28 protein-coding genes and 1 tRNA gene are annotated in these 24,898 nt (G+C 62.2%); 13 read left to right on the plus strand and 16 right to left on the minus strand.

All coding sequences use genetic code 11. The annotated features are described in order from the left end of the window. The first annotated feature begins 9 nt into the window (after positions 1-9). Positions 10-2,037 (plus strand): aldo/keto reductase, encoded by a 2,028-nt coding sequence (locus AC1D08_RS22460; RefSeq protein ID WP_457153970.1) that lies wholly within the window; start codon positions 10-12, stop codon positions 2,035-2,037. 67 nt (positions 2,038-2,104) lie between these two features. On the opposite strand, the gene AC1D08_RS22465 is transcribed toward AC1D08_RS22460, so the two are convergent. Then, positions 2,105-3,127, minus strand: a complete 1,023-nt coding sequence (locus tag AC1D08_RS22465; protein WP_457153969.1) for an AraC family ligand binding domain-containing protein — start codon at positions 3,125-3,127, stop codon at positions 2,105-2,107. A gap of 99 nt (positions 3,128-3,226) precedes the next feature. On the opposite strand from AC1D08_RS22465, the gene melA (AC1D08_RS22470) reads away from it, so the two are divergent. The 6 genes from melA (AC1D08_RS22470) (at position 3,227) to melA (AC1D08_RS22495) (ending at position 12,226) form a co-directional block, all read left to right on the plus strand. Then, on the plus strand, positions 3,227-4,693 hold the full coding sequence (gene melA, locus AC1D08_RS22470) for an alpha-glucosidase/alpha-galactosidase (protein WP_095088881.1): 1,467 nt from the start codon (positions 3,227-3,229) through the stop codon (positions 4,691-4,693). A gap of 119 nt (positions 4,694-4,812) precedes the next feature. After that, positions 4,813-6,894: an ABC transporter substrate-binding protein gene (locus AC1D08_RS22475; protein WP_477424055.1), complete on the plus strand. Its 2,082-nt coding sequence runs from the start codon at positions 4,813-4,815 to the stop codon at positions 6,892-6,894. A 116-nt stretch (positions 6,895-7,010) separates the two neighbouring features. After that, positions 7,011-8,018: an ABC transporter permease gene (locus tag AC1D08_RS22480; protein WP_457151826.1), complete on the plus strand. Its 1,008-nt coding sequence runs from the start codon at positions 7,011-7,013 to the stop codon at positions 8,016-8,018. Beyond that, positions 8,019-9,158 (plus strand): ABC transporter permease, encoded by a 1,140-nt coding sequence (locus tag AC1D08_RS22485; RefSeq protein WP_457151825.1) that lies wholly within the window; start codon positions 8,019-8,021, stop codon positions 9,156-9,158. Positions 9,159-9,168: 10 nt separating this feature from the next. Further along, positions 9,169-10,836 (plus strand): ABC transporter ATP-binding protein, encoded by a 1,668-nt coding sequence (locus tag AC1D08_RS22490; protein ID WP_457151824.1) that lies wholly within the window; start codon positions 9,169-9,171, stop codon positions 10,834-10,836. Positions 10,837-10,855: 19 nt separating this feature from the next. Next, positions 10,856-12,226: an alpha-glucosidase/alpha-galactosidase gene (melA, locus tag AC1D08_RS22495; RefSeq protein ID WP_457151823.1), complete on the plus strand. Its 1,371-nt coding sequence runs from the start codon at positions 10,856-10,858 to the stop codon at positions 12,224-12,226. 11 nt (positions 12,227-12,237) lie between these two features. Here melA (AC1D08_RS22495) and yacG read toward each other — a convergent pair whose 3' ends face one another. The 9 genes from yacG to AC1D08_RS22540 form a co-directional block, all read right to left on the minus strand. After that, the gene (gene yacG / locus AC1D08_RS22500) at positions 12,238-12,435 is read right to left on the minus strand and encodes a DNA gyrase inhibitor YacG (RefSeq protein WP_095088647.1); all 198 of its coding nucleotides are present in this window, start codon (positions 12,433-12,435) and stop codon (positions 12,238-12,240) included. Continuing rightward, the gene (locus AC1D08_RS22505; RefSeq protein WP_457151822.1) at positions 12,432-13,061 is read right to left on the minus strand and encodes a Maf-like protein; all 630 of its coding nucleotides are present in this window, start codon (positions 13,059-13,061) and stop codon (positions 12,432-12,434) included. Before AC1D08_RS22505 ends, yacG begins: the two co-directional genes overlap by 4 nt. A 21-nt stretch (positions 13,062-13,082) precedes the next feature. Further along, a complete protein-coding gene (infA, locus tag AC1D08_RS22510; protein ID WP_006200926.1) occupies positions 13,083-13,301 on the minus strand; it encodes a translation initiation factor IF-1 in 219 nt (72 codons plus the stop codon). Between the two features lie 87 nt (positions 13,302-13,388). Next, complete coding sequence (locus AC1D08_RS22515; protein WP_457151828.1) at positions 13,389-13,853, minus strand: arsenate-mycothiol transferase ArsC; 465 nt, start codon at positions 13,851-13,853, stop codon at positions 13,389-13,391. Then, positions 13,841-14,326, minus strand: coding sequence for a UPF0262 family protein (locus tag AC1D08_RS22520; protein ID WP_457151821.1), 486 nt, complete (start codon positions 14,324-14,326; stop codon positions 13,841-13,843). The genes AC1D08_RS22515 and AC1D08_RS22520 overlap by 13 nt, the downstream gene beginning before the upstream one ends. A gap of 6 nt (positions 14,327-14,332) precedes the next feature. Beyond that, positions 14,333-15,625 (minus strand): histidinol dehydrogenase, encoded by a 1,293-nt coding sequence (gene hisD / locus AC1D08_RS22525; RefSeq protein WP_457151820.1) that lies wholly within the window; start codon positions 15,623-15,625, stop codon positions 14,333-14,335. 7 nt (positions 15,626-15,632) lie between these two features. After that, positions 15,633-16,067, minus strand: a complete 435-nt coding sequence (locus AC1D08_RS22530; protein ID WP_457151819.1) for a DUF2948 family protein — start codon at positions 16,065-16,067, stop codon at positions 15,633-15,635. Positions 16,068-16,261: 194 nt separating this feature from the next. Then, entirely contained in the window at positions 16,262-17,554 is a 1,293-nt protein-coding gene (gene murA, locus AC1D08_RS22535; protein ID WP_184872108.1) for a UDP-N-acetylglucosamine 1-carboxyvinyltransferase, read from the minus strand. A gap of 128 nt (positions 17,555-17,682) precedes the next feature. Then, entirely contained in the window at positions 17,683-17,916 is a 234-nt protein-coding gene (locus tag AC1D08_RS22540; RefSeq protein ID WP_457151818.1) for a hypothetical protein, read from the minus strand. A gap of 94 nt (positions 17,917-18,010) precedes the next feature. Between AC1D08_RS22540 and AC1D08_RS22545 the strand changes: the two genes are divergently transcribed. Both AC1D08_RS22545 and AC1D08_RS22550 read left to right on the plus strand, forming a co-directional pair. Further along, a tRNA-Thr gene (locus tag AC1D08_RS22545) sits at positions 18,011-18,085 on the plus strand. Between the two features lie 102 nt (positions 18,086-18,187). Then, the gene (locus AC1D08_RS22550) at positions 18,188-19,912 is read left to right on the plus strand and encodes a site-specific integrase (RefSeq protein WP_477424058.1); all 1,725 of its coding nucleotides are present in this window, start codon (positions 18,188-18,190) and stop codon (positions 19,910-19,912) included. 8 nt (positions 19,913-19,920) lie between these two features. On the opposite strand, the gene AC1D08_RS22555 is transcribed toward AC1D08_RS22550, so the two are convergent. Both AC1D08_RS22555 and AC1D08_RS22560 read right to left on the minus strand, forming a co-directional pair. Further along, on the minus strand, positions 19,921-20,682 hold the full coding sequence (locus tag AC1D08_RS22555) for a hypothetical protein (protein ID WP_477424060.1): 762 nt from the start codon (positions 20,680-20,682) through the stop codon (positions 19,921-19,923). Between the two features lie 370 nt (positions 20,683-21,052). After that, the gene (locus tag AC1D08_RS22560) at positions 21,053-21,379 is read right to left on the minus strand and encodes a hypothetical protein (RefSeq protein WP_457154730.1); all 327 of its coding nucleotides are present in this window, start codon (positions 21,377-21,379) and stop codon (positions 21,053-21,055) included. A gap of 177 nt (positions 21,380-21,556) precedes the next feature. Between AC1D08_RS22560 and AC1D08_RS22565 the strand changes: the two genes are divergently transcribed. From AC1D08_RS22565 to AC1D08_RS22580, 4 genes are all read left to right on the plus strand, one after another. Next, complete coding sequence (locus AC1D08_RS22565) at positions 21,557-21,886, plus strand: hypothetical protein (protein ID WP_477424062.1); 330 nt, start codon at positions 21,557-21,559, stop codon at positions 21,884-21,886. Positions 21,887-22,188: 302 nt separating this feature from the next. Next, positions 22,189-22,443, plus strand: a complete 255-nt coding sequence (locus tag AC1D08_RS22570) for a hypothetical protein (RefSeq protein WP_457154728.1) — start codon at positions 22,189-22,191, stop codon at positions 22,441-22,443. Between the two features lie 451 nt (positions 22,444-22,894). After that, the gene (locus tag AC1D08_RS22575; RefSeq protein ID WP_477424064.1) at positions 22,895-23,257 is read left to right on the plus strand and encodes a sunset domain-containing protein; all 363 of its coding nucleotides are present in this window, start codon (positions 22,895-22,897) and stop codon (positions 23,255-23,257) included. 55 nt (positions 23,258-23,312) lie between these two features. Beyond that, positions 23,313-23,558 (plus strand): DUF982 domain-containing protein, encoded by a 246-nt coding sequence (locus AC1D08_RS22580; protein ID WP_477424066.1) that lies wholly within the window; start codon positions 23,313-23,315, stop codon positions 23,556-23,558. Between the two features lie 19 nt (positions 23,559-23,577). Here the strand turns inward: AC1D08_RS22580 and AC1D08_RS22585 are convergent, their stop codons facing one another. From AC1D08_RS22585 to AC1D08_RS22600, 4 genes are all read right to left on the minus strand, one after another. Beyond that, positions 23,578-23,841, minus strand: a complete 264-nt coding sequence (locus AC1D08_RS22585) for a hypothetical protein (protein ID WP_477424068.1) — start codon at positions 23,839-23,841, stop codon at positions 23,578-23,580. Further along, entirely contained in the window at positions 23,831-24,148 is a 318-nt protein-coding gene (locus AC1D08_RS22590) for a hypothetical protein (protein ID WP_457155782.1), read from the minus strand. The genes AC1D08_RS22585 and AC1D08_RS22590 overlap by 11 nt, the downstream gene beginning before the upstream one ends. 15 nt (positions 24,149-24,163) lie before the next feature. Beyond that, positions 24,164-24,373, minus strand: coding sequence for a hypothetical protein (locus tag AC1D08_RS22595; protein ID WP_181057344.1), 210 nt, complete (start codon positions 24,371-24,373; stop codon positions 24,164-24,166). Between the two features lie 177 nt (positions 24,374-24,550). Further along, positions 24,551-24,811: a hypothetical protein gene (locus AC1D08_RS22600; protein WP_477424070.1), complete on the minus strand. Its 261-nt coding sequence runs from the start codon at positions 24,809-24,811 to the stop codon at positions 24,551-24,553. Between the last annotated feature and the right edge of the window lie 87 nt (positions 24,812-24,898).

Consider the following 24,898-nt stretch of genomic DNA (forward strand, 5'->3'; position numbering starts at 1 on the left):
AGAATGACAATGACTTCAACAACGCCCATTCGCTGGGGCATTCTCGGCCCGGGCAGCATCGCCCAGGCCTTTGCCGGTGGCGCGGCCGCTTCGCGCACCGGCAAGCTCGTTGCCATCGGCGCGCGCAACCCCGCCAAGCCAGGTCTCGCCGAGAGTTTCCCCGGCGCCCGCATCGTTGATGGCTACGATGCCTTGCTCGCCGATCCCGACATCGACGCCATCTACATTTCGATACCGCATCCCGGCCACGCGCAATGGGCGATCAGGGCGGCGGAAGCGGGCAAACACGTGCTTTGCGAAAAGCCGCTCGCGCTAACCGCCTTCGAGGCCGACGCCATGATCCATGCCGCGCGCAAGGCCGGCACCTTTCTCGGCGAAGCCTTCATGTACCGGCTGCATCCGCAGACGCTGAAGCTGGTCGAACTGATCAGATCGGGCGTCATCGGCGATATCAGGATGATCAAGTCGAGTTTCGGCTTCGCCATGCCTGGCTTCATGCCGGAGCATAGGCTCTATGCCAACGATCTTGCCGGCGGCGGCATTCTGGATGTCGGCGGCTATCCGGTCTCGATGGCGCGGCTGATTGCCGGGGCGGCGGCGGGCCTCCCCTTCGCCGAGCCGGACAAGGTGGTTGGTACGGCCCACCTTGGCCAGTCCGGTGTCGACGAATGGGCTTCGGCGGTGCTGCATTTCCCGGGCGGCATCATCGCCGAAGTTTCCTGCAGCATCTCGCTCAACCAGGACAATGTGCTCAGAATCTTCGGCACCAGGGGTCGCATCGAGGTGCCGGACTTCTGGTTCGCCGGCGGCAACCGCGACGTCGGCCTGGGCCAGATCGACGTGATCGGATCCGACGGCGTGCGTGAGACCATCAGCGTCGACGAAAAGCGCCATGTCTATTCTTTCGAGGTCGACGCCGCCGGTGAGGCCATCCTCGCCGGGCGGCAGGAATTCACATGGCCGGGTATGGACTGGGCCGACAGTCTCGGCACCTTGCGCGTCCTCGACAGATGGCGGGCGGCGGCGGGCCTGGAGTACGGGATCGAGAAGGCCCCGCAGCGCACCAACACCATCTCCGGTCGGCCTTTACGCTCCGGCGGAACGGCGATCGCCAAACGCACCATTCCGGGCCTGTCGAAGCCGGCGTCCGTGGTGGCGCTCGGCTTCGAGGATTTCCGCACCTTTTCTTCCGGGTCGATCCTGCTCGATGCCTTTTTCGAGGCCGGCGGCAATCTCTTCGACACCGGCTATGTCTACGGCGGCGGTTACACCGAGGCGCTGCTTGGCGAGTGGCTGAAAAACCGCGGCGTGCGCGCGCAATCGGTGGTCATCGCCAAGGGCGCCCATTCGCCGCTCTGCTATCCCGATGTGATCGGCAAGCAGCTTGACCAGTCACTCCACCGCCTGCAAACCGACCATGTCGATGTCTATTTCATGCATCGCGACAATCCCGATGTGCCCGTAGGTGAATTCGTCGATGCGATGGATCGTGAGGTGAATGCCGGCCGCATCCGCGGCCCGTTCGGCGGCTCGAACTGGACGATGGAACGCATGGACGAGGCTATTGCCTATGCCGAGCGGACCGGCAAACAGAAGCCCGGCGCATTGTCCAACAACTTCTCGCTGGCCGAAATGCTGGAGCCGATCTGGGCCGGCTGCGTGACCTCCTCGACCGATGCGTGGAAGACCTGGCTGGCCGCCCGGCAGATGCCGAACTTCGCCTGGTCGAGCCAGGGGCGCGGCTTCTTCACCGACCGCGCCGGGCGCGACAGGCACGACAATGAGGAACTGGTGCGGGTCTGGTACTCGGAGCGGAATTTCGGCCGCCGCGACCGGGCGATCGAACTTGCCGCGCGGCTGGGCAAGAGCCTGATCCATGTTGCACTGGCCTATGTGCTCAATCAGCCCTTCCCATCCATTCCGCTGATCGGGCCACGCACCCTGGGCGAGTTGGACGACAGCCTGCGCGCACTCGACATCACGCTTTCGCCGGCCGATCTCGAGTGGCTGGATGGCGGCAGGCTGCACGCTGCCTGATGCATGTCGCCCAGAAGTGCGCAGCGGTTTTGGTCGACATGCATGAAACCACGATCCCAAGGCGGCGTCAGGTCTCGTCGTCCGGCACCTTGGCGCCGCCTCTGGCCGGGGTTCTCATGCTGGCATACATGCCGGTGGTGCGGAATTGGCTGGGCGTGATGCCGTAGCAGCGGCGGAAGACCTTCGAAAAATAATTCGCGTCCTCGAAGCCGCACAGGATGGCGACTTCCTTCACCGGCAGGAAGTCCACCTTGGTCAGCAGCTTCGCCGCGCGTTGTAGGCGCTGCTGCAGCACGAACTCGGCGGGCGGCAGGCCTTCGCTCTCGGCGAAACAGCGCGAGAAATGGGCCCGGCTGAGGCCACTGATCTGGACCAGGTCCGCCACCGGCAGCGGCCTCTCTAGATTGGCACTGATGTGATCGATGACCGGCTGCATGGCACTCTGTTTTTCGGCAAAGGAATGTGAGCCGAAGACATCGTCATAGAGCGCCATCGCGGCTTCGTAGGCGACGGCGGAAGCAGCACCCGGCGAAGCGGCGCCCTTGATGAGGCGCAGGCTGCAATCGGCAAGATGATCGATCGTCGCCGGCTGCAACCGAAACACCGGACCCGACGTGCCGAGTATGGATTTGTGGATGCGCAGCGCCTCATCGCCGTTCATCGAAATCCAGAAATATTCCCAGCGTTCATGCTTGGCCAGCCAGTAGCGGTGGTTATGCGGCACCAGCACCAGCAATGTGTCGTTCTTCTGCAGGCGGTAGTTGCGGTTCTCGTAGCGCAGCCGGCCGGTCCCGCTGATCGTGTGCTGGAGCACGGTGAACGGTGTCTGGCCGCGCTTGCGCCCGTCCCAGTCGTAGATTTCGTCCTCGCGCACTTCATAGCCCGTGCTCGTCGGCATGGCGTGCAGGCGCTGGCGGCCGCGCGGCAGCGAGATCGTGCGCATGGACTGTCCGTTGGCTATCAAATCTTGCAGCACAAAATTACCCTTCAAAGCACAATCCTTCTCTGGTCGCGCTCGTGAATAAGCGCATAATCCCCTTCGAAAAGCGAGAGAGATCCGCAGTCGAGGAGCGGACCGGGAGGTTGGCATGGCCGGATTCCGGCGTGTCCTGCACACATGTCATGGCATGTGGCGGAACCTTTCCTTGTCGTTCCTTGCCTGCCATTCGAACGAAATGAGGTCCGGCAGATGAGTTTCAAAATCGCTATCATTGGTGCCGGCAGCGTTGGATTCACCAAGAAGCTGTTCACCGATATCCTGTGCGTGCCCGAATTCACCGACATCGAATTCGCGCTGACCGACGTCAGCGCGCACAATCTTGAGATGATCAAGGCGATCCTCGACAGGATTGTCGAGGCAAACAGACTGCCGACCAAGGTGACGGCGACCACCGACCGCCGCAAGGCAATCGAAGGCGCACGCTATGTCATCAGCTGCGTGCGGGTCGGCGGCCTCGAAGCCTATGCCGACGATATCAGGATTCCCCTGAAATACGGCATCGACCAATGCGTCGGCGACACGATCTGCGCCGGTGGCATTCTCTATGGCCAGCGCAACATTCCGGTGATCCTGGATTTCTGCAAGGACATACGTGAGGTTGCCGAGACGAACGCCAAATTCCTGAACTACGCCAACCCGATGGCGATGAACACCTGGGCGGCGATCGAGTACGGCAAGGTCGACACCGTCGGGCTCTGCCACGGTGTCCAGCACGGCGCCGAGCAGATCGCCGAGGTGCTGGGCGCGAAGTCCAGGCAGGAGCTCGACTATGTCTGCTCCGGCATCAACCACCAGACTTGGTTCATCGATCTGCGCCTCAACGGCCGCGAGATCGGCAAGGACGAACTGGTCGCCGCCTTCGAGGCGCATCCGGTCTATTCCAGGCAGGAGAAGCTGCGCATAGATGTCTTGAAGCGCTTCGGTGTCTATTCGACCGAAAGCAACGGCCATCTTTCCGAATATCTGCCCTGGTACCGCAAACGCCCCGACGAGATCACGCGCTGGATCGATATGTCCGACTGGATCCACGGCGAGACGGGCGGCTATCTCCGCTACTCGACCGAAACCCGCAACTGGTTCGAAACGGAGTACCCGCAGTTCCTCGAAGCGGCATCACAGCCGATCGATCCCAAAAAACGCTCCAACGAGCATGCCAGTCACATCCTGGAGGCGCTGGAGACCAACCGCGTCTATCGCGGCCACTTCAACGTCAAGAACAATGGCGTGATCACCAACCTGCCGCAGGACGCCATCATCGAGTCGCCCGGTTTCGTCGACCGCTTCGGCATCAACATGGCCGCCGGCATCACCTTGCCGGAAGCCTGTGCGGCCACCTGCATCTCCTCGATCAACGTCCAGCGCATGTCGGTCCATGCCGCTATCGCCGGCGACATCGATCTGCTCAAGCTCGCCGTATTGCATGACCCGCTGGTCGGCGCGGTTTCAACCCCGGAGGAGGTCTGGCAGATGGTCGACGAAATGGTCGTCGCCCAGGCAGCCTGGCTGCCGCAATATGCCCACGCGGTTCCGGCCGCCAGGGCGCGGCTGTCGACATCCGAGGTCAAGACCCGCGAATGGGCCGGCGCGGCGCGGCGCAGCGTGCGCTCGATCGAGGAATTGCGCGCCGAAAAAGCCGCGCTGAAACAAGCCGGCTGAAATTTCATGCGGTGATGGTGGATCTACGGGAGGGGGATCCACTGCCACGAAGTCGTTTGGATTCGAGGAGAAGCGGAGCAGGTATAAAAGCTCCGGAACAAACAAGAGGGAGAGAGACCGTGAGGAATTTACGCAATATCAGTCTTGCCGCCGGACTGGCGCTGAGCGTCTCGGTTCCGGCACTCAACGCTTTCGCTTCAGAGCCGACAGTCCCGCCGGTGCCGGCGACTTTTCCCGCCGAGGGCAAGATCAAGTACGTCGCGCGTGACTCCATCCTGGAGTTCAAAGCCCTGCCGGAATATCATGAGCCGGATTGGGTGACCGAAAAATACGTCAAGACCGGCAAGCTGCCGCCGGTGAAGGACAGGCTGCCCAAGGAGCCGCTGGTCTTCAAGACGGCCAACATGCCTGACGGTGTGGGCGTCTATGGCGATACGATGCGCCATGTCATCGGCGGCCGGCCGGAAGGCTGGAACTATGGTGCCGGCCAGACGCAAGGCTGGGGCGGCATCGATATTGGCCTTTCCGAATGTCTGACGCGCACGGCGCCACTGTTCCAGGTCGAAGCCAAGGACACCGAGCCGCTGCCGAACCTTGCCAAAAGCTGGGATTGGTCGAAGGACGGGCACAAGCTGACCATGCATCTGATCGAGGGCGCCAAATGGTCTGATGGCGTGGCCTTCAACGCCGACGACGTCATGTTCTATTGGGATGACGAGGTGGTCGACCCGAACGTCTCGCCGCTCAATGGCGCGACGCCGGAAACCTTCGGCGTCGGCACGACGCTGAAGAAAATCGACGACTACACTGTCGAGTGGACCTTCAAGGACGCCTTTCCGAAACAGTACCTCTACGCCATGGCCTATGGTACCTTCTGCCCCGGCCCCGCGCACATATTGAAGCCGCAGCATCCGAAATATTCGAAGAACACCTACGACCAGTTCAAGAACGCCTTTCCGCCGGAATATATGAACATGCCGGTGATGGGCGCCTGGGTGCCGGTCGAATACCGGCCGGACGACATTATCGTCATGCGCCGCAACCCCTACTACTGGAAGGTCGACGAAAAGGGCAACCAGCTGCCCTATCTCAACGAACTGCAGTACAAGCTGTCGACCTGGGCCGACCGCGACGTCCAGGCGGTCGCCGGCTCGGGCGACTTCTCCAACCTCGAGCAGCCAGAAAACTTTGTCGCCTCGCTCAAGCGCGCCGCTGAAGCCAACGCGCCGGCACGGCTCGCCTTTGGTCCACGCCTCATCGGCTACAATCTGCGCCTGAACTTTTCCGCCAATGGCTGGGGCAACCCGGACGAGCGCAGCCAGGCAGTCCGTGAGCTGAACCGCAATGAGGACTTCCGCAAGGCTGTCACCATGGCACTCGACCGCAAGGCACTGGGCGACTCCCTGGTCAAGGGGCCGTTCACCGCCATCTATCCCGGCGGCTTCTCCTCGGGCACAAGCTTCTATGACCGCAAGTCCACCGTCTACTATCCATTCGACCTCGCGGGCGCCAAGGCCGAACTCGCCAAGGCCGGCCTCAAGGATACCGACGGCGACGGTTTCGTGAACTTCCCGGCGGGCACTGCCGGCGGTAAGAACGTCGAGATCGTGATGCTGGTCAACAACGACTACGGCACCGACAAAAGTCTTGCCGAAGGTGTCGTCGCGCAAATGGAAAAGCTGGGCTTGAGGGTCGTGCTGAACGGCCTCAACGGTACCCAGCGCGACGCCTCGCAGTATTCCGGCCGTTTCGACTGGTTGATCCGGCGCAACGACCAGGAACTGACCTCGGTTGTGCAGAACACCGAACAGCTTGCGCCTGTCGGCCCGAAAACCAGCTGGAATCACCGTGCGCCGGAAAGCGGCGAGGTCGACCTGATGCCTTTCGAAAAAGACCTCGTCGACATCGTCAACAAGTTCGTCGCGTCAGAGGACAACGACAAGCGCGCCAGCCTGATGAAAGAGTTCCAGAAGATCTCGACCGAACACGTCTACAATGTCGGCCTGACGGAATATCCCGGGGCGCTGATCGTCAACAAGCGCTTCTCGAACATTCCGCAGGGCACACCGATCTTCATGTTCAACTGGGCCGAGGATTCGATCGTCCGAGAACGCGTCTTCGTCGCGGCCGACAAGCAGGCGAAATACGAATTGTTCCCGCAGGAACTCCCGGGCAAGCCCGGAGACAAGGGTCCGATGTAAGTTTACCTCCCCTGACCAAGAGAGACCCGGCCGCGCCGCTGGCGCGGCCGGGGCGAACCAACCCTCCGAACGACCCTCAATGGGAGCGTCCGGCGAAATGAGGAAGCCGACCGTCCATGCTGCGATTCCTGCTTATGCGCATAGCGTCGGCAATACCGGTCCTCGCAATCTTGAGCCTCGTCACCTTCGCCATCATCCAGGCGCCACCTGGTGACTATGCCGACTACATCCGTTCGCAGCTGATCAACCAGGGCGGCGCGTCCTTCGCGGAGGCCGATGCGCAGGCCCAGGCCTACCGCGTCGACCACGGCCTCGATAAGCCGCTGCCCGTCCAGTATCTCAACTGGATCGGCGGAATCATTACTCGCGGCGATTTCGGCTACAGCCTCTACTACAACAAGCCGGTGGCCGATGTCGTCGGCGAGCGCCTGCCGAGAACGCTGCTCCTGGCGCTGGTCTGCCATCTGCTCGCCTCGGTGCTGGGCATCACGTTCGGCATATGGGCGGCGACAAGGCAATACACGTGGATCGACTCGACGCTCTCGGCCATCGCCTTCCTCGGCATGACCGTGCCGCGCTTCCTGATGGCGCTGATCATCGTCTATCTCCTCGTCTTCCAGTTCAACCTGTCGGAGATCGGCTCATTCTTCTCGCCGCAATATGGCGGCGCGCCATGGTCTTGGGCGAAGTTCGTCGACCTGGTCAAGCATGTCTGGCCGGTGGTGGCGATCGCCACTTTCGGCGGCCTCGCCTACAATATGCGCGTCATGCGCGGCAATCTGCTGGATACGCTTAACGCGCAATATGTCGAGACGGCGAGAGCCAAGGGCCTGACCGGTAGCGCCGTCGTCATGCGGCACGCCGTGCCCAATGCGCTGCATCCACTCGTCATGTATCAGGGTGTGGTGTTGCCCTACATGCTCACCGGCGAGATCGAGACGGCGATCATCTTCGCGCTGCCGACCGTCGGCCCGGCGATCGTCGGTTCGATGGCGGTCGGTGATGTCTATGTCACTGCCACCTTCATGATGGTGCTGTCGGCGACACTGATCGTCGGCAACATCATCGCCGACATGCTGCTCGTCCTGCTCGACCCGCGCATCCGCCAATACGGAGAGAGCTAGATGCTGGCCCGCGATCCATCACCTCCACCGCTGCCGGCGGAAGGACCTATCGTCGCCAAACCTGCGCGCGGCAATGAGAGCTATATCGCGCTCGTCTGGCGTCGGTTGAAGCGCTCCTGGACCGGCATGGCCGGGCTTGGGCTCGTCGTTCTGTTGCTGGTGATGGCCGTGTTCGCCGAATTCCTGGCGCCGATGGACCCGAAGGCGACCGATGTCGGCTTCGCTCCGCCGCAAATGCCCTCCTTCCACGACAAGGACGGCAATTTCGTCGCGCGGCCACGGGTCTATGCGCTGGCCGATTCGGCCGACCTCGATCCGGTCACCTTCCAGCCCGTCGTCGGCCCCGACTACGACCATCCGAGACTGCTTGGCTTCTTTGTCGAAGGCGCGCCCTACAAGCTCTTCGGGCTGGTCCCGGCGGGCCGGCATTTCTTCGCCTCGATGGACGGCCAGCCGGTGCATTTCCTCGGTACCGACAAGTTCGGCCGCGATATCCTGTCGCGCGCCATACATGGTTCGCGCGTCTCGCTGATGATCGCGCTGACGGTCGTCTTCATCATCACCGTCATCGGCACCACCGTGGGCATGGTTTCCGGCTATTTCGGCGGCCGGTTCGATATCTGGATGCAGCGCTTCGTCGAACTGGTGCTCGCCTTCCCGCAGCTGCCGCTCTATCTTGCGCTGACGACGCTGATCCCCGTCACCGCGCCGACCAATGTCTTCCTCGCCTTTGTCATTGTCGTCATGTCGGCGCTGGGCTGGGCGCAGATGTCGCGCGAGGTGCGTGGCAAGACGTTGGCGCTGGCGCGCATCGAGTATGTGCGCGCCGCAATGGCGGTCGGCGCCACCGACCGGCGCATCATCCTGCAGCACATCTTGCCCAATGTGATGAGCCACGTGATTGTCGCCGTCACCTTGGCGATCCCGACGGTGGTGCTGCTCGAATGCTTCCTCGGGTTCCTCGGCTTTGCGGTCAAGCCTCCGCTGATCTCGTGGGGCCTGATGCTGCAGGACACCGCGACCTATTCCGTTATCGGCACCTATCCCTGGATCCTGTCGCCGGTCGGTTTCGTGCTCGTCACCGTTTTTGCCTTCAACGCGCTGGGCGACGGCCTGCGCGATGCCGTCGATCCGTATTGAGGTGGCTGGGATGACCGTCGCACTCGCCGAATCCTTCGCCCCCACCGTTCGTCATGACCATGACGGGCGCCAGGACCAGCCCATCATCGACGCCCGCAACATCGAGGTCGCCTTCAAGGTCGAGCACGGCGTTGTCGAAGCGGTCAAAGACATCTCGTTCCAGCTCTATCGCGGCGAGACGATCGCCATCGTCGGCGAATCCGGTTCGGGCAAGTCGGTGACGGCGCGCGCCGTCATGGGGCTGCTGTCGCGCCGGGCCGCCGTGTCGCCGAAATCGAGCATCTGTTACGATGGCCAGGACATCCTGAAATTCCCCGAGAGCGAGCGGCGCAAGCTGCGCGGCAACCGCATCTCGATGATCTTCCAGGAGCCGATGAGCTCGCTCAACCCGATCTATACGGTCGGCAGCCAGATCGTCGAGGCGATCCGGGTGCACCGCAAGGTGAGCCGCAGGCAGGCCTGGGCACGGGCGCTCGAACTCTTGCGGCATGTCCAGATCCCCGAGCCGGAGGCGCGGCTCAAACAGTATCCGCACCAGCTTTCGGGCGGTCAGCGGCAGCGCGTAATGATCGCCATGGCGCTGGCCAACGATCCTGACGTGTTGATTGCCGATGAGCCGACCACCGCGCTCGACGTCACCGTCCAGGCGCAAATCCTGAACCTGATCCGCAATCTGCAAAAAGAACTGCGGATGGCGGTGATCCTGATCACTCACGATCTCACCGTGGTGCGCAAATTCTCCGACTATGTCTACGTCATGCAGCATGGCGCGATGTGCGAGCACAACGTCACCGAACGGCTGTTTGCGGACCCACAGCATCCCTACACGCAGAGGCTGCTCGCCGCGGAGCCGCGCGGGCGTCCGCAACCGCTTCCCGAGGGCAGCGGCGCCATCCTCGAAGCGAATGATGTGCGCGTCTGCTTCATGCTGCGTCACGGCAGTTTCCTGAGGCCGGACTGGCGCGAGCTGGTCGCCGTCGACGATCTCGGCCTCAAGCTTTGCCGCCATGAGACGCTGGGGCTTGTCGGCGAATCAGGTTCCGGCAAGACCACATTCGGCCAGGCGCTGCTGAGATTGATCGACACCAAGCGCGGCGAAATCCGTTTCGACGGCCAACCGATCCAGGGCCTGTCACGCAACGAGATGCGGCCACTGCGCGCGCGCATGCAGATCGTTTTCCAGGATCCTTTCTCTTCGCTCAATCCGCGCATGACGATCGGCCAGATCATCGAGGAAGGGCTGGTCGTCAACAGCATAGGCGCGACGCGGGCCGAGCGGGTCGACCGGGTGCGCGAGGCGCTGGTCAGTGCCGGCATGCCGGGCGATATCCTGTCGCGTTTCCCGCACGAATTCTCGGGCGGTCAGCGCCAGCGCGTCGCGATCGCCCGCGCCATCGCGCTCGAGCCCGAATTCATCCTGCTCGACGAGCCCACCTCGGCGCTGGACCTCTCCGTCCAGGCGCAGATCATCGACCTCCTGCGCAAGCTGCAGGACGAGCGGGGCTTGAGCTACCTGTTCATCTCGCACGACCTCAAGGTGGTGCGCGCGCTGTGCCACCGCGTCATCGTCATGCAGCACGGCAAGATCGTCGAACAGGGCCCCGTCGACGAGGTCCTCACCAATCCCAAGACCGCCTACACCGAACGGCTCGTCAGGGCCGCTTTCGATGTGGCTTGAACATATGCCGGAGGTTAGCGTGGCAAGAAATCCCAAGATCACATTCATCGGCGCCGGCTCGACGGTGTTCATGAAGAACATTGTCGGCGACGTGCTGCAGCGGCCGTCGCTTTCGGGCGCGACGATCGCGCTGATGGACATCAATCCGCAGCGGCTCGAAGAGAGCGCGATCGTCGTCAACAAGCTGATCGCGACGCTCGGCGTCAAGGCGAAGGCAGAGACGCATTCCGACCAGCGCAAGGCACTGGCGGGCGCCGACTTCGTCGTCGTCGCCTTCCAGATCGGCGGCTATGAGCCCTGCACGGTCACCGACTTCGAAGTGCCGAAGAAATACGGCCTGCGCCAGACGATCGCCGACACGCTCGGCGTCGGCGGCATCATGCGCGGCTTGAGGACCGTGCCGCATCTGTGGAAGATCTGCGAGGACATGCTCGCCGTCTGCCCGCAGGCAATCATGCTGCAATACGTCAACCCGATGGCGATCAACACCTGGGCGATATCAGAGAAATATCCTGAGATCAGGCAGGTCGGCCTCTGCCATTCGGTGCAGGGCACGGCAATGGAGCTGGCGCACGATCTCGACCTTCCCTACGAAGAGATCCGCTATCGCTCGGCCGGCATCAACCACATGGCCTTTTATCTGAAATTCGAGCATCGCCAGCCCGACGGTTCCTACCGCGACCTCTATCCCGATCTCGTGCGCGCCTATCGCGAAGGCCGCGCGCCCAAGCCCGGCTGGAATCCGCGCTGCCCCAACAAGGTGCGCTACGAGATGCTGACGCGGCTAGGCTATTTCGTCACCGAAAGCTCGGAGCATTTCGCCGAATACACGCCCTATTTCATCAAGGAAGGCCGCCCCGATTTGATCGAGAAATACGGCATTCCGCTCGACGAATATCCCAAACGCTGCATCGAGCAGATCGAGCGCTGGAAAGACCAGGCGCAGGCCTACCGCTCGGCCCAACGCATCGAGGTCGAGGAGTCGAAGGAGTATGCCTCGTCGATCATGAACTCGGTGTGGACGGGCGAACCCTCGGTGATCTACGGCAATGTCCGCAACAATGGCTGCATCACTTCGCTCCCCCGCGATTGCGCCGCCGAAGTGCCGTGCCTGGTCGACGCCTCCGGCATCCAGCCGACTTACATCGGCGACCTGCCGACGCAATTGACGGCGCTGATCCGCACCAACATCAACGTGCAGGAACTGACGGTGCGGGCGCTGATGAGCGAGAACCGCGAGCACATCTACCATGCGGCGATGATGGATCCGCACACCGCAGCCGAGCTCGATCTCGACCAGATCTGGTCACTGGTCGATGATCTCCTCGCCGCCCACGGCGACTGGCTGCCGGCCTGGGCGCGTGTGGGGCGCAAGAACGAGGCCGCCTGAACGCACGGGTCTCACTTCGGCTCGTCGGCGTCCGTTTCTTCCTCGTCGTCGCGGGCGGAGATGACATAGGCGCCCTTCAGCCAGCGGTTGAGGTCGATGTCCTTGCAGCGCGTCGAGCAGAACGGATAGGTTTCGCGCGCCGAGGGCTTGCCGCATTCGGGGCAGGGGCGCTTTGGCCGCAGCGGCGTGACCTTGTCGTCCAGGCTCACAGCCGGGCTCCCACCTGCCAGCCGCGATGCACCTTGAAGCCTTCGCCGGAAAGCAGCGCCACCGTCTCATAGAGCGGCAGGCCGACGATGTTGGTGTAGGAGCCGACCAGCTTGACGACGAAGGCGCCGGCGAGACCCTGGACGGCATAGCCGCCGGCCTTGCCGCGCCATTCACCCGAGGCCACGTAGGCGTCGATTTCCTCGCGCGGCAGCCGCTTGAAGCGCACCCGCGTCTCGACCAGTCGCTGGCGCAATTTGCCGCCCGGCGTGATCAGGCAGATGCCGGAATAGACCCGGTGCGAACGGCCCGACAGCAGCCCGAGGCAATTGGCGGCGTCGTCGAGGGTTTCAGCCTTGGGCAGGATGCGCCGCCCGACGGCGACCACCGTATCGGCGGCCAGCACGAAGCCAGGCGCATAGTCGGCCTCGGCCGTCAGCGAGGCGAACGCCTTCTCGGCCTTTTCCTTCGACAGCCGCTTGGCCAGAGAGCGCGGGTGCTCGGCGCGCAGCGGCGTCTCGTCGACATCGGCCGGCAGCACGCGGTCCGGCTCGATGCCGGCCTGCTGCAAGAGCTCGATCCGGCGCGGCGAACCCGAGGCAAGCACCAGCTTCTGCAAAATGCTCATCGCGGACCAGTCGGGCTTTGCTTACTTGAAACGATAGGTGATGCGGCCCTTGGTCAGGTCGTATGGCGTCATCTCGACCAGAACCTTGTCGCCGGTCAGCACGCGGATGCGGTTCTTGCGCATGCGGCCGGCTGTATGGGCGATGATCTCGTGTTCGTTTTCGAGTTTCACCCTGAACATCGCGTTGGGCAACAATTCCGTCACGACACCCGGAAACTCGAGGACTTCTTCCTTCGGCATTCGATACCTTTGCTTGGATGGTAGTTCCAGCGCCCTGGCCGGAATTTCGGCGGAACCTATATGATAAACGCCCGCTTGTGAACACGCTTAATCCGTCTCGGTTTTTGCTTCTGGAAGCAAAAAACGCCGACCTATGCGCGCTTTCAGCCGCTCGCGTACGTCGCGATAGCTGGCCATGATCTGCTCGCGCGTGCCGGCGGCGTCGGTCGGGTCCGGCGTCGGCCAGTATTCGACCTCTACGGCGAGCGAGCGGGTGAGTTCGAGTGCGGCATGGTGCGCTTCTGGCGCCAGCGTGACGATGAGGTCGAAATAGTCGTCTTCGAGATCGTCCATCGTCCTTGGGTGACGCTCGCCCAGCGACAGTCCTTCCTCGGCCAGCACCGCATCGACGAACGGATCGCGCTCGCCGGCGCGAACGCCGGCCGAGGCGACGAAGACAGTGGCCGGCAGCGCCCGCCGCGCCAGCTGTTCGGCCATTGGCGAGCGCACGGCGTTCATGCCGCACAGGAACAGGATCGAGCGGGGCAGGGCAGCCAGGGCTAGCCCCGCCAGTGCAGCACGCAGACCAGCGTGAACAGCCGGCGCGCCGTATCGAAATCGATGTCGATCTTGCCGGCCAGCCGGTCCATCAGCGTTTGCGAGCCCTCATTGTGCAGACCGCGGCGGCCCATATCGATCGCCTCGATATGGCTCGGCGTCGAGGAGCGGATGGCGTCGTAATAGCTTTCGCAGATCATGTAGTAATCCTTGACGATGCGCCTGAGCGGCGTCAGCGACAGGATGTGGGTGACGACGGCAGCCCCGTCCTCGCGCGCCACGGCAAAGACCAGGCGCTGCTCGGCCAGTGACAGTTTCAGCCGGTAGGGGCCGGCGCCGTTGTCATTGACGGGTTGAAAACTGTTCTCCTCGATCAGGTCGAAGATCGCCACCGCACGCTCATGCTCGACATCGGGCGTCGAACGGCCGATCGATTCATCGAGTTCGACATCGATCAGCCTGGCGCGGGTTTGATCGGAGTCCGACATCGCGGCCTACATGTTCAGTCGTATGGCGACGGAGCGGCCGTGCGCATCGAGGCCTTCCGCCTTGGCGAGCGCAATCGCCGCCGGCGCCAAAATCCGCAACTGCTCCGGTCCGAGCTTCAGGATCGAGGTGCGCTTGACGAAGTCGAGCACGGACAAGCCCGACGAGAAGCGCGCCGAGCGTGCCGTCGGCAGCACGTGGTTGGAGCCGCCGACATAGTCGCCGATGGCCTCCGGCGTGTGGCGGCCGAGAAACACGGCACCGGCATTGCGCATCCGCGCCAGAAACCCTTCGGCATCGTCTATGGCAAGTTCGACATGTTCTGCGGCGATGCGGTCGACCAGCGGCAGCGCGGCGTCGATCGTGACGACCTCGACCACCGCGCCGAAATCGCGCCAGCTCGCCGCTGCCGTCTCGGCGCGCGGCAGGCTCTGCAACTGGCGTTCCACGGCCTTTTCGACGGCACGACCGAAGGCCGGATCGTCGGTGACCAGGATCGACTGCGCCGACGCATCGTGCTCGGCCTGGGCTAGCAGGTCGGCGGCGATCCAGTCCGGATCGTTGCTGCCGTCGGCCACGACGAGCACTTCCGAGGGCCCGGCGATCATGTCGATGCCGACGGTGCCGAACACCTGGCGCTTGGCCGCCGCCACATAGGCATTGCCGGGTCCGACGATCTTGGCCACCGGCTTGATCGTTTCGGTGCCGTAGGCAAGCGCGGCGATCGCCTGCGCGCCGCCGACACGATAAATTTCCGACACGCCAGCGATATCAGCCGCCACCAGCACCAGCGGATTGATGATGCCGCCAGGCGCCGGCACGACCATGACGATGCGTTCGACGCCCGCCACCCCAGCCGGTATGGCGTTCATCAGCACCGAGCTTGGATAGCTCGCGGTGCCGCCCGGTACATAGAGCCCGACTGCCTCGATCGCCGTCCAGCGCGAGCCGAGCTCGACGCCGGCGGCGTCCGTATAGCGATCATCCCTGGGCCGCTGTCGCTCATGATGCGTGCGGATGCGGTCGCGCGCGAATTCCAGCGCCTCTATCGTCTTGGGGTCGGCGGCCTTGTAAGCCCGGGCGATATCGTCCTTCGAAACGGCAATGCCGAGGCTTCCGAGGTCGGCGTGGTCGAATTTCTTGGTGTAGTCGATCAGCGCCGCGTCGCCCTCGGCGCGCACGCGCGCGATGATGTCGCGCACCGCGGCATCGACATCGGCCGACACCTCTCGCTTGGTCAAAAGGAAGGCGGCGAAACGCTGCTCGAAATCGGCATCGGACTGACGAAGCGTGATGGCCATCGGACGCTCAAGCCTTGTGCACGGGACGCGAGGTGGCTTCCCACGCGCCGCCGATGTCGGCAAGGCGGGCCTCGATGCACTCGACATCGAGCATGATGGTGCCGCCGCCCGAAAAGATCAGCTCGACGATACCGGCCGGCTTGCTGATCTCGATGAAACTGACCGCCAAAAGCGACAGGACCTCGGCCGGCTTGTCTCGAGCAATGCCATTGGTCTTGGCGCCGAGCACGCGGTCGAAATGCAGCACGGCCTGCCGCCGCTCATTGTGCTGGCGAAACAGGCTGGATTTGGCCTCCCAGACAAAGCGGTTCATGGTCAGCACGAAACGCTTGGCCGAAGGCAGAAACTCGAGGTCCGAGACCTTCATCACGGCATCCTGGACATGGGCCGAAACGATGCTCAGATCCTGGTCGTCGAGTGCGATAAGCTTAAGGGCGGTCATGCGGATTTCGCACCTGAAGGTTGATTGTTCAGCCTTCTGTTAGAGCATGATCCCGAAAAGTGGAAACCGGTTTTCGCAAAAGATCATGCTCAGACAGGAATCTGGAGCCTCATCTCGACCTTAATCGAGATGAAACAAGCTCCAGGCGGGTCTTTCCCGTCCGCGCAACCGCGCCGCGAGGCCTGGCGATTGGCCTACGCGGAAATCCTCTCGATCACCGCGCCGCAATTGGAAAGCTTTTCCTCCAGCCGCTCGAAGCCGCGGTCGAGATGGTAGACACGGTTGACCGTGGTCTCGCCTTCGGCTGCCAGGCCTGCGATGACCAGCGACACGGAGGCGCGAAGATCGGTCGCCATAACCGGCGCGCCCTTCAGCTTCGGCACGCCGTCGACGATCGCCGTCTGGCCCGAAAGCGTGATGTGGGCGCCGAGCCGAGCCAGCTCCTGCACATGCATGAAGCGATTTTCGAAGATCGTCTCGGTGATGCGCGACTTGCCCTTGGCCATGGTCATCAGGCCCATGAACTGCGCCTGCAGATCGGTCGGGAAGGCCGGGAATGGCGCCGTCGTCACATCGACCGGCGAAATGCCGGCGCCGTTGCGCCTGACGCGAATGCCGGAATTGGTCGGCGTGATCTCGGCGCCGGTCTGGGCGATCACGTCGAGCGCGGTCTGCAGCAGTTCGGGGCGTGCGCCTTCGAGCACGACGTCGCCGCCGGTCATGGCGACAGCCATGGCATAGGTGCCGGTCTCGATACGGTCGGGGATGACGCGCACGCGGGCGCCCGACAGCGATTCGACGCCATCGATGGTGATGGTTGGCGTGCCGGCGCCGGAAATCTTCGCGCCCATGGCATTGAGGCACTCGGCGAGGTTGACGATCTCGGGCTCGCAGGCGGCGTTTTCAAGCACCGTCTCGCCCTTGGCCAGCGACGCCGCCATCATCAGGACGTGGGTGGCGCCGACCGAGACCTTCGGGAACACGTAGCGGTTGCCGACAAGTCGGCCGTTCCGGGTCTTGGCGATGACGTAGCCGGTGTCGACGTCGATATCGGCGCCCAGCACCTGCAGGCCTTCGAGGAAAAGATCGACCGGGCGCGTGCCGATGGCGCAACCGCCCGGCAGCGACACCTTGGCCTCGCCCATGCGCGCCAGCAGCGGCCCGATCACCCAGAACGACGCGCGCATCTTCGACACCAGCTCGTAGGGGGCCGTGGTGTCGACGATGTTGCGGGCCGAGAAATTGATGGTGCGCGAATAGCCCTCATTCTGCTTTTCGCGGCGGCCATTGACCGAATAGTCGACGCCGTGATTGCCGAGGATGCGGATCAGCTGCTCGACATCGGCCAGATGCGGCACGTTTTCCAGCGTCAGCGTGTCGTCGGTCAGGAGCGAGGCGATCATCAAGGGCAACGCCGCGTTTTTGGCGCCTGAGATCGGAATGCTTCCGGCAAGCTTGTTGCCGCCGACAATTCTGATGCGATCCATGGAAGAACGTCCCTCTCGGCCAAAAAAGCCGGTTCAATCGGTTGAGTATCGGCCCCTCTAGACCATTGGCCGGTCTGGTTCAAGAAATAGGATTTCGCCCGCTCCGGTCCAAGAGTGGCCGATTTGAGTTAATCTTTCTGCATTTCCTTCGCCGAGCCGAGCCCGTCCGGTCGTTGGTCGGCTTCGCCGATACGCCGCGAGCGCGACTGCGCCTTGCGCTTCTGTAGATTGGCGCGCAATTGCTCGGCGAGCCGGTCCTTGCGGTTCGTGCCGCCCTTTTTCAGTGGAATTGTCTTGTCGTTCATTGTCCCGCAACCAACCAGCCCGCTATTCAGGGATAGCCAACATTGTGGCGCCGCCATGTCATGAAAAGCGATCCGGCAAAGGCTTTCACAGAAGCGTTGCACTTGGCCTTGCGCTTGCCGGTTCGATATGGCAGAAGCCCCGCCATCGGCGGCTGCGGTAGCTCAGTGGTAGAGCACTCCCTTGGTAAGGGAGAGGTCGAGAGTTCAATCCTCTCTCGCAGCACCATTCGTTTTCGAAGCAGCATCAAAAACTTAGAGTTTTCCGTGGCTTCCGTTAATTCGGGCTGTTATGGGAAAGTGCTCTGGTATGGCTGGTAAGCGGTGGCGAATGCGGGGTCTGTCCAAACGCAAAGGCTCTGAGGTGTGGCAGGGCAAGTTCCGTGTGCCCCAAAGGTTATGGGATCGGCGCGTCGATTTGCGGTCTCTTGGCGTCTCCGACCTGGGGAAAACTCAAGAATTCACTCGGTCCCTCGGGGAATATGACCGGGATCGAGCCGGCGAAGTCTACCGCAAGCGCCTCGCTGTTTGGGACCTCAAGCTTGGGGCGTGGGGGACGCTCCTGGAGAACGGTCCTCGGGGTCTAACCCAGAAGCAACGCTTCGCACTCGCGGGCGAATACGCCAAGGCCTTCCTGGCGGCGCATGAGGAAGAGCCGTTTTACGCTCCTCCAAGTCTGCCGGCCCCAGAGGCCCGTGCTGACGATGGCGGGGTGTTGGCTGGGGCGATGATCTCAATGGCTCCCGGCGAACGTGCCGAACTTCGGGGCGCTCTTCTCGCCTACTTCAAGGCAGGCGACCATGAACGGGTGCGGTTGGCCCTCTCCCTGTTCATCAGGTTCCCAGCACTCCAGGCGAGCCTGGGGCAAGACTTCGTGATGGCTCTGGAAGGAATGCATGGGGCTGAGGCTGATGCGGCCCTCGCGGCTCGGGGGCTTCTGGTCACGGAGGAGGCGCGGCGTCTCCTGACCTTCGACCTGGCGGACATGATGGGGGCTGCTCGACGGGGCCTAGTGGCGCGGAGCGGAGGCGATTACAGGCCGGTCCCGGAGCTTGAAGGTGCTCCCGGCTTCGTCTTGGAGCCAGTGTCCGTAGTGGCCGCGCCAGGCCGTCCCGTGGTCACATTCGCCGCGATCATCGACGCTCAAGCCACCAAGCGGAGCGCGGGGCAAGGCTCCAAGCCTATGCCAGAGAACTCGGTCAAGAAGTACAAGCGCATTGCCGATGCCTTCGCTCACCACCGGGGCTCAACCAATGCGGCAACCGTGACAGTCCATGAGGTCGAGGCCTGGGCGGATGCGATGCTGGAAGCGGGAGAGCCGTCCAATCGGTCCATCGCAGATCGGCTTGTAAACCTCGGGACCATCATCAACTGGGGCAAGCGCCTGCGGGAGCACCGAGAGACGATGGCGGCGGCGGAGACGGTCTCGGGCAAGGTCGAGCTGCCAAGCTATATGGAGAAGCCCGGTGGCGAGACCGCGTATCGTCTTGAGGAGGCTCGCACGGTTCTCAGGGCGGCGCGGAACGAGACCGACGCAAGCAAGCGCTGGCTGCCGTGGCTGTGCCTCTATGCGGGCCTCCGGATTAGCGAAGCGAACACGCTGAGGAAAGCTGATCTCTTTGAGGCCGAGGGATCGTGGTTCCTCAAAGTGACAAGTGCCGGCAAGCGCTCCCTTAAGACCGCAAGCAGCGAACGGCGCATTCCCGTCCATCCGGCCCTAAAAGCAGAGGGTTTCCTTGAGTGGGCGAGGGGCGCCCCTGCTGGTCAGCTATTTAGGAACGGCGCAACGTCACTCATTGGGCGATGGGTGAAGAGCAAGGCAGTGGGTCTGGTCCGCTCTGGGGTCGCCCCTAATCACGGGCTGCGCCACCTCTTCGTTGACCTTTGCCGGCGCTACGGAGTGGAGGACAGTGCTCGGGAGTATATGGCGGGTCACTCCTCCCCCTCGGTTCACGTCAAGTATGGCTCCTCGGATGCCATGCTGCCAGGGCTTGCGACGGAGATGCGGAAGATTGAGCCGGTGCTTTCGGTGTGGTGCCCAACTCTAGTCCCTTAAGGACTTTCCTAACCCGCACCGCCGCCCTTCACGCCCTTCTTCTGAAGCAGTGCCCGCATGTTCGAGGTGAACGACTTCGCGGCAGCTTTGGAAAGCGCCACTTGCGTCGCCAAGAATATCAGGATTTCCCTGACCTCCATCGCGAGTTCAAGACAACGCTCGTCGGATTCGGCATGAAGGCCCTCGCTCAAGGTTTCATGAAGCGTCTTCAGCGGGTTCATCCCATCCGGACGGAGTATTGGTGGCAACAGATCTTTGACAAGCTCTATCTTCTCGGCAGTGACCCGAGTTTTCTTCGTTTGCTCCAGCGCCTCCAAGTAGTGCGCTCGCTCTGCTTCTGCGATTAGGTCAGCCACTTCGCCAAGTAGCTCATCAATTATTTCTTCCACGATGCGTCGGTAGTAGGCAAACGCGCCGATGCCGTATCCCTGCGCCTCTGAGACAAGCGCCCTGCGAAGATAGTCCTTGCGCTCTCCGAGAAGCCTTTCGACCGAGGGGTCGCCCGCAACATCCCAAGGCGGGAATTGACCAATCTTCATGATGGATTTTCGGTCATTCGCAACTTTAACGACGAAGAATGCCTCAACCTCTTCGCAGCCTATGCAAAGGTACCGAAGCCTCAGCACTTCGCCACCAGTGTCTCCGTTAGTAATGCGACCAACCTCATAATACTCGTTGATCATCGCAAAGGTCTGATCAGATTTGCACTTCGGGCATGCTCGATTGATCCTCCCTTTCGGAATCGATCCGAGAGAGTTTGGTATCTCCATGTTGAATTTTCGGTATAGTGGATATTCTTGGAGAAATTCTCGACTTGGCAACTTCCCGACCCCCACAGCACGACTCGAAATCCTAGTCATCTGAGTAGCAGACCACTTGCCGCCTCGTGAAGTCCCCGTCCCCCTATCATTCAAAGTACTGGCAATAGCGGCGAGGTGGGCCGGCCGGCCGTGACGGGAGGGGGGACGGTCAAGCGGGAGCCCTCTTCAACACCCTCGTTACCCAAGTCGTCGATCAATCGCCTCCCCGCTATGTCTTTGCCACTATGTCGTTCATCGTGTCAGCGTTGGCAGTGCGGGTCTGACCGGTCCGAACGGTTTGGCACGGCCAGCCGGGAGGAGTCGTCACGCCGGTCGAGTCCTAAGGCGAAGGCGGCGCGGCCGCTTCGGCATTGTCGGACTTCCCCTTCAGCACCCTACCACTCGCCTCCAACATGCTGACCGCCCCGGCCAGGCAGGAGCCGGCGACGGCTGCCGCCAGGACCCAATCAGCTAGCCTGCCCGAGCGAGACATGGCCAGGAAGACAATTAGCGCCGCAACGCCTAGCCCAAGGTTGGCACTGTAGACCGCAACAATCACCAGCCATCTGGGAGCAGGGCGCGAGGCATCGACGGCGGTAGCCCACATGACCAACAGGGCGATCCCTACTGCAATCGCGATGAACCCTATCGTCCCGAAAAAGACCATTGATGCGCTCCCCTAGCAAGCGAACACATTAGTGACACACCTCGGAGTCCTTAGGAACTGCGCCGGGGACGGGGGGACGGCCTCTCTTTGGGCCACCATTGCGACAGTCGGTGGGGCGATTGCCTACCTGGGGTTTAGATGTATAGCTCCTGCCAGCATATTTGGGGGGCGAGTCTTATGCGGAATGCTTGCGTAGCCATGGCGGCGATGCTGACGATTAGCGGTTGCGCGATGACGCTGCCGGTTAGGGGGCAATCGGGCGACGGATCGGAGACCTTCACGGGTTCGGCCACCGGCCAGATCGATGGAGCCGGAACGCTTTCCATTGTGAGCAACAAGGGCCGCACCTGCAAAGGTGACTTCGTCTATACGACCAACCGCGAGGGGAGTGGCACGTTCACTTGCAGCGACGGCACGAGCGGCCCCTTCACGTTCGTCTCGACTGGCACTCGTGGGACAGGCTCGGGCACGCTTGGTGGCAAGCCCTTCACGTTCTCATTCGGATGAGCGGCCCAGCCCCACGCTACACACAAAGTCGGCTGACGCGTGGCCTCATTTTCGGCGGTGTTGGGTACCTCATTGGCCTCAGCACGGGCGTTGCGGCTCTGGGCAGTGCAGTGAGCGGCGCGGTTGTGTTCGGCCCCATTGGCTTCGTCATCGGGTGGTTGCTGCCTGCCAGATGGGCTGGTGCGGAAGCGCCGCCGGCCGAATCGCTGTTGACTCCGGTGGATGCGGCGACTGAGCCAGGTCCTGGCCCCATTGAGCCACCAACAGCCCCGCGTAGCGACTTTCAGCGTGTCGAGGATTCCTTGAACGAGATGATCCCCATGGTAGGGCGCGTCCTCGGCTCCGTCTGGAACCTGGAGATGCGGCTGCTGATAGCGGTCGGCCTCATGCCCTATTTTGTTCGCCACGGTTGGCTGCTGTTCGGCCTCGCCATCTTGCTGCTCGCGGTGGTGTTCCCTTTGGGCATCGTCTTCACGGTCACCGGGGTTGCCGCAATGAGCTATGGCGCGGAGGCCGGCAGCAACTTCATCATCGACCTTCAGCGCCCTGCGGTCTGATCCTCCGGGCTTACCACCCGCCACCTTATGTCATACACCCCACGGTCCTGCGGGACTCCTGCGGCAAGGTTCTGGCCATGCTGGCTGGAGACCCTGGACTGTGATGGGCGGGCCTGCGGTGGCCATGGTGCGGGGGATAGCTTCCCCTCCCTCTTCTACCTGGCGGAACTGCGGCCAGTCTTTCCGGTACCTTAATGCAGTCACTTTGAGCACTACCACCCGGCAGGCCGAAGGAGCGCCATCTGATAAGTCAGGGCCGATGAGGGCGAGGATCGCTCGGCACTTCTACCCCCCAAAGCCGGCCTCGGCGCTGCGAACACCTAAAGACCACCAGGGGGCCTCCCTTTACCCCATAGGGGGGAGTTATCGCGATGTCGTCTCGACGCCGCCATTACCTGCCTCGTCTGGACTTCTAGCCCTAGTGGACGCATTCTATCCTTGGGGAGAGGCGATGAGCAAAGTAGTTCATCCCAAATGGGCGAGACGGCGAAAGCCATTGTGGCGCTCGCTTCTCGCTGCTCGCCTTACTCTCGCTCTGGCGCTGCTGGCGGTTACTTCAGTCGCCTACGTTGCGACCAATGACCGGTCCCAGCTCCCGCGCGTCCATGTCTCTGGAACTTCATCGAGCACGGTAGCGGTCCGCAGGGCGGGCTGCGACATCAAGGGCAACATCAACGAACGGGGCGAGCACATCTATCACATGCCGGGCCAAGCGTATTACTTGGCTACTCGCATTAATCCTGCACGAGGGGAGCGATGGTTCTGCTCCCAATGGGAAGCATGGTGGGCTGGCTGGCGGAAGGCGAAGGTGTGATGGCAATGACAGCCTTGGACCTGTTCGTCGTCTTTGATAGTCGCGAATAGCCCTCATGGCTCTGCATTGGTTCAACCCTCCCGTTTACGTTAGGACCGACCGTCCTGGGCTCCGCTACGGGGTCAGTCATGTCGAGGGTGCTGCCGAACAGCTCCTCAAGTGGACCAAGAAAGGGCCTAAGTGGAACTACGCGATGCGCGTTTGCATGGCCGCTCTGGCCGACGAGATGCCACCTCAAGAAGCCCGGAAGGCATTCGAGGCGGCCGCCAAGGAAGAGAAGATGTTCCTCCCTTCTGTCTAGGAGGTAAACCGGCGATCCATCACTCCATGTCTGGCACTTCGCCCCCCACAAAGAGTGTCGCTGGCTCCCCGTATTCGCCCAACGACGGGTTAGCGTCCCGCGACCATGCGATGACGCCCGCATGCTTCCCCGCTAGGCCCTTTGCGATCCTTATCGCCCGGTCCTCGGTCTGCTGCTCGGCAGGCCCAAAGACAGGCTGAAGGTCGCCGGTCTCATCCCGGTCGAAGGCGGTGACAACGATTAGCTTGGGGGCTTTCTGCTGGGGCAGGAGGTTATCTGACATCAAGGTTCTCTTTCCGCTGCGCCACTCGGTGTGAGGTGACCGGCTCACTTGGAAAAATCGCAGTCGTGCCGAGTATGGGCATCATTGAAGGTTCAAGCTCTGGCGCTTTCTGCTTGGCCTTTAAGTCCGTGATTTCCTCGTCGCGTCTGGCAATTCGGCTTTCCAGATTGGCGATGCGCTCGGTCAGTAAATACCGTCCAACAGCAAACCCACCGCCTCCGAACAGGACGGCAAAAGTGGCAAAGGCTGCCGGGTTGGCCGCTACCAGCGCAGAGTTACTCTCAATAAACGCGATAAGGTCATGCATTGAGCGCCGCTACTTTCATCCCAGCACAGGCGGCGTTGGGTCAAAGCTGATCGCCACCAGCCCCGGATATCTGTGAGCGAGGGCGAGGATTTGGGTCTCAAGCTCGCAGTTGTAGGCCATGAGCGCCTTCACAGTCTCAAGGGGGCTTTCGTAGCGGGCTATGAGCTTCTCCGCTTCGGAGTGCAGTTCGGCTTTGGATTCGGCATCTAGGTGCATCGTAGCCATTACGGGTATCCCCAAGCGTGATGGTCGCAGTGAACAAAAAGAGAACATAGATGTCAAGGGTGAATTGACTCGGAGAGGAATGGGTTCCTATTTTTGGCCATGCCTGATACTGGTGGAAGACGGAAGCGAGGCGGCGAATGGAAGCTCAGCAATGCCCATGACATTGGACAGCTGGTGCTAGTCCGCTGCGGCCTCTGTAACGTAAAGCGTTGGTATCAGCCGAGTGATCTGAAGGAAATCTTTGGGGACATTGAGGCTGAGTTGGTTGGCAGCAAAATGAGTTGCGGACGGTGTGGCAAGAACGAGTACATGCGTGCCGAAACACAAAACCCATCGGCCCGAGAACGGCAGGATATTCGGGTTAGGCGACTGGCTGAAATCAGGACAGTTCGGCGGGTAATCTGGCGAGATGAGAGCTGAGGGGTTGGTTTCATCCATGGACCGACGTCTATTCGTGGGGATTGTTTTCGGATCTTGCAACATCTGACTGCATCCCGCCCGCTCTTAGTCTAAGCTCAGTCAAAC

The organism is Mesorhizobium sp. P2_E6, assembly GCF_056403835.1.

Bases quoted from the DNA above. Each gene is read 5' to 3' on its own strand.
- AC1D08_RS22460 (WP_457153970.1), top strand. From the start codon at position 10: ATGACTTCAACAACGCCCATTCGCTGGGGCATTCTCGGCCCGGGCAGC.
- AC1D08_RS22465 (WP_457153969.1), bottom strand. From the start codon at position 3,127: ATGCCAACCTCCCGGTCCGCTCCTCGACTGCGGATCTCTCTCGCTTTT.
- melA (WP_095088881.1), top strand. From the start codon at position 3,227: ATGAGTTTCAAAATCGCTATCATTGGTGCCGGCAGCGTTGGATTCACC.
- AC1D08_RS22480 (WP_457151826.1), top strand. From the start codon at position 7,011: ATGCTGCGATTCCTGCTTATGCGCATAGCGTCGGCAATACCGGTCCTC.
- AC1D08_RS22485 (WP_457151825.1), top strand. From the start codon at position 8,019: ATGCTGGCCCGCGATCCATCACCTCCACCGCTGCCGGCGGAAGGACCT.
- AC1D08_RS22490 (WP_457151824.1), top strand. From the start codon at position 9,169: ATGACCGTCGCACTCGCCGAATCCTTCGCCCCCACCGTTCGTCATGAC.
- AC1D08_RS22505 (WP_457151822.1), bottom strand. From the start codon at position 13,061: ATGAGCATTTTGCAGAAGCTGGTGCTTGCCTCGGGTTCGCCGCGCCGG.
- infA (WP_006200926.1), bottom strand. From the start codon at position 13,301: ATGCCGAAGGAAGAAGTCCTCGAGTTTCCGGGTGTCGTGACGGAATTG.
- AC1D08_RS22520 (WP_457151821.1), bottom strand. From the start codon at position 14,326: ATGTCGGACTCCGATCAAACCCGCGCCAGGCTGATCGATGTCGAACTC.
- hisD (WP_457151820.1), bottom strand. From the start codon at position 15,625: ATGGCCATCACGCTTCGTCAGTCCGATGCCGATTTCGAGCAGCGTTTC.
- AC1D08_RS22530 (WP_457151819.1), bottom strand. From the start codon at position 16,067: ATGACCGCCCTTAAGCTTATCGCACTCGACGACCAGGATCTGAGCATC.
- murA (WP_184872108.1), bottom strand. From the start codon at position 17,554: ATGGATCGCATCAGAATTGTCGGCGGCAACAAGCTTGCCGGAAGCATT.
- AC1D08_RS22540 (WP_457151818.1), bottom strand. From the start codon at position 17,916: ATGGCGGCGCCACAATGTTGGCTATCCCTGAATAGCGGGCTGGTTGGT.
- AC1D08_RS22550 (WP_477424058.1), top strand. From the start codon at position 18,188: ATGCGGGGTCTGTCCAAACGCAAAGGCTCTGAGGTGTGGCAGGGCAAG.
- AC1D08_RS22555 (WP_477424060.1), bottom strand. From the start codon at position 20,682: ATGGAGATACCAAACTCTCTCGGATCGATTCCGAAAGGGAGGATCAAT.
- AC1D08_RS22560 (WP_457154730.1), bottom strand. From the start codon at position 21,379: ATGGTCTTTTTCGGGACGATAGGGTTCATCGCGATTGCAGTAGGGATC.
- AC1D08_RS22565 (WP_477424062.1), top strand. From the start codon at position 21,557: ATGCGGAATGCTTGCGTAGCCATGGCGGCGATGCTGACGATTAGCGGT.
- AC1D08_RS22575 (WP_477424064.1), top strand. From the start codon at position 22,895: ATGAGCAAAGTAGTTCATCCCAAATGGGCGAGACGGCGAAAGCCATTG.
- AC1D08_RS22580 (WP_477424066.1), top strand. From the start codon at position 23,313: ATGGCTCTGCATTGGTTCAACCCTCCCGTTTACGTTAGGACCGACCGT.
- AC1D08_RS22585 (WP_477424068.1), bottom strand. From the start codon at position 23,841: ATGTCAGATAACCTCCTGCCCCAGCAGAAAGCCCCCAAGCTAATCGTT.
- AC1D08_RS22590 (WP_457155782.1), bottom strand. From the start codon at position 24,148: ATGCATGACCTTATCGCGTTTATTGAGAGTAACTCTGCGCTGGTAGCG.
- AC1D08_RS22595 (WP_181057344.1), bottom strand. From the start codon at position 24,373: ATGGCTACGATGCACCTAGATGCCGAATCCAAAGCCGAACTGCACTCC.
- AC1D08_RS22600 (WP_477424070.1), bottom strand. From the start codon at position 24,811: ATGGATGAAACCAACCCCTCAGCTCTCATCTCGCCAGATTACCCGCCG.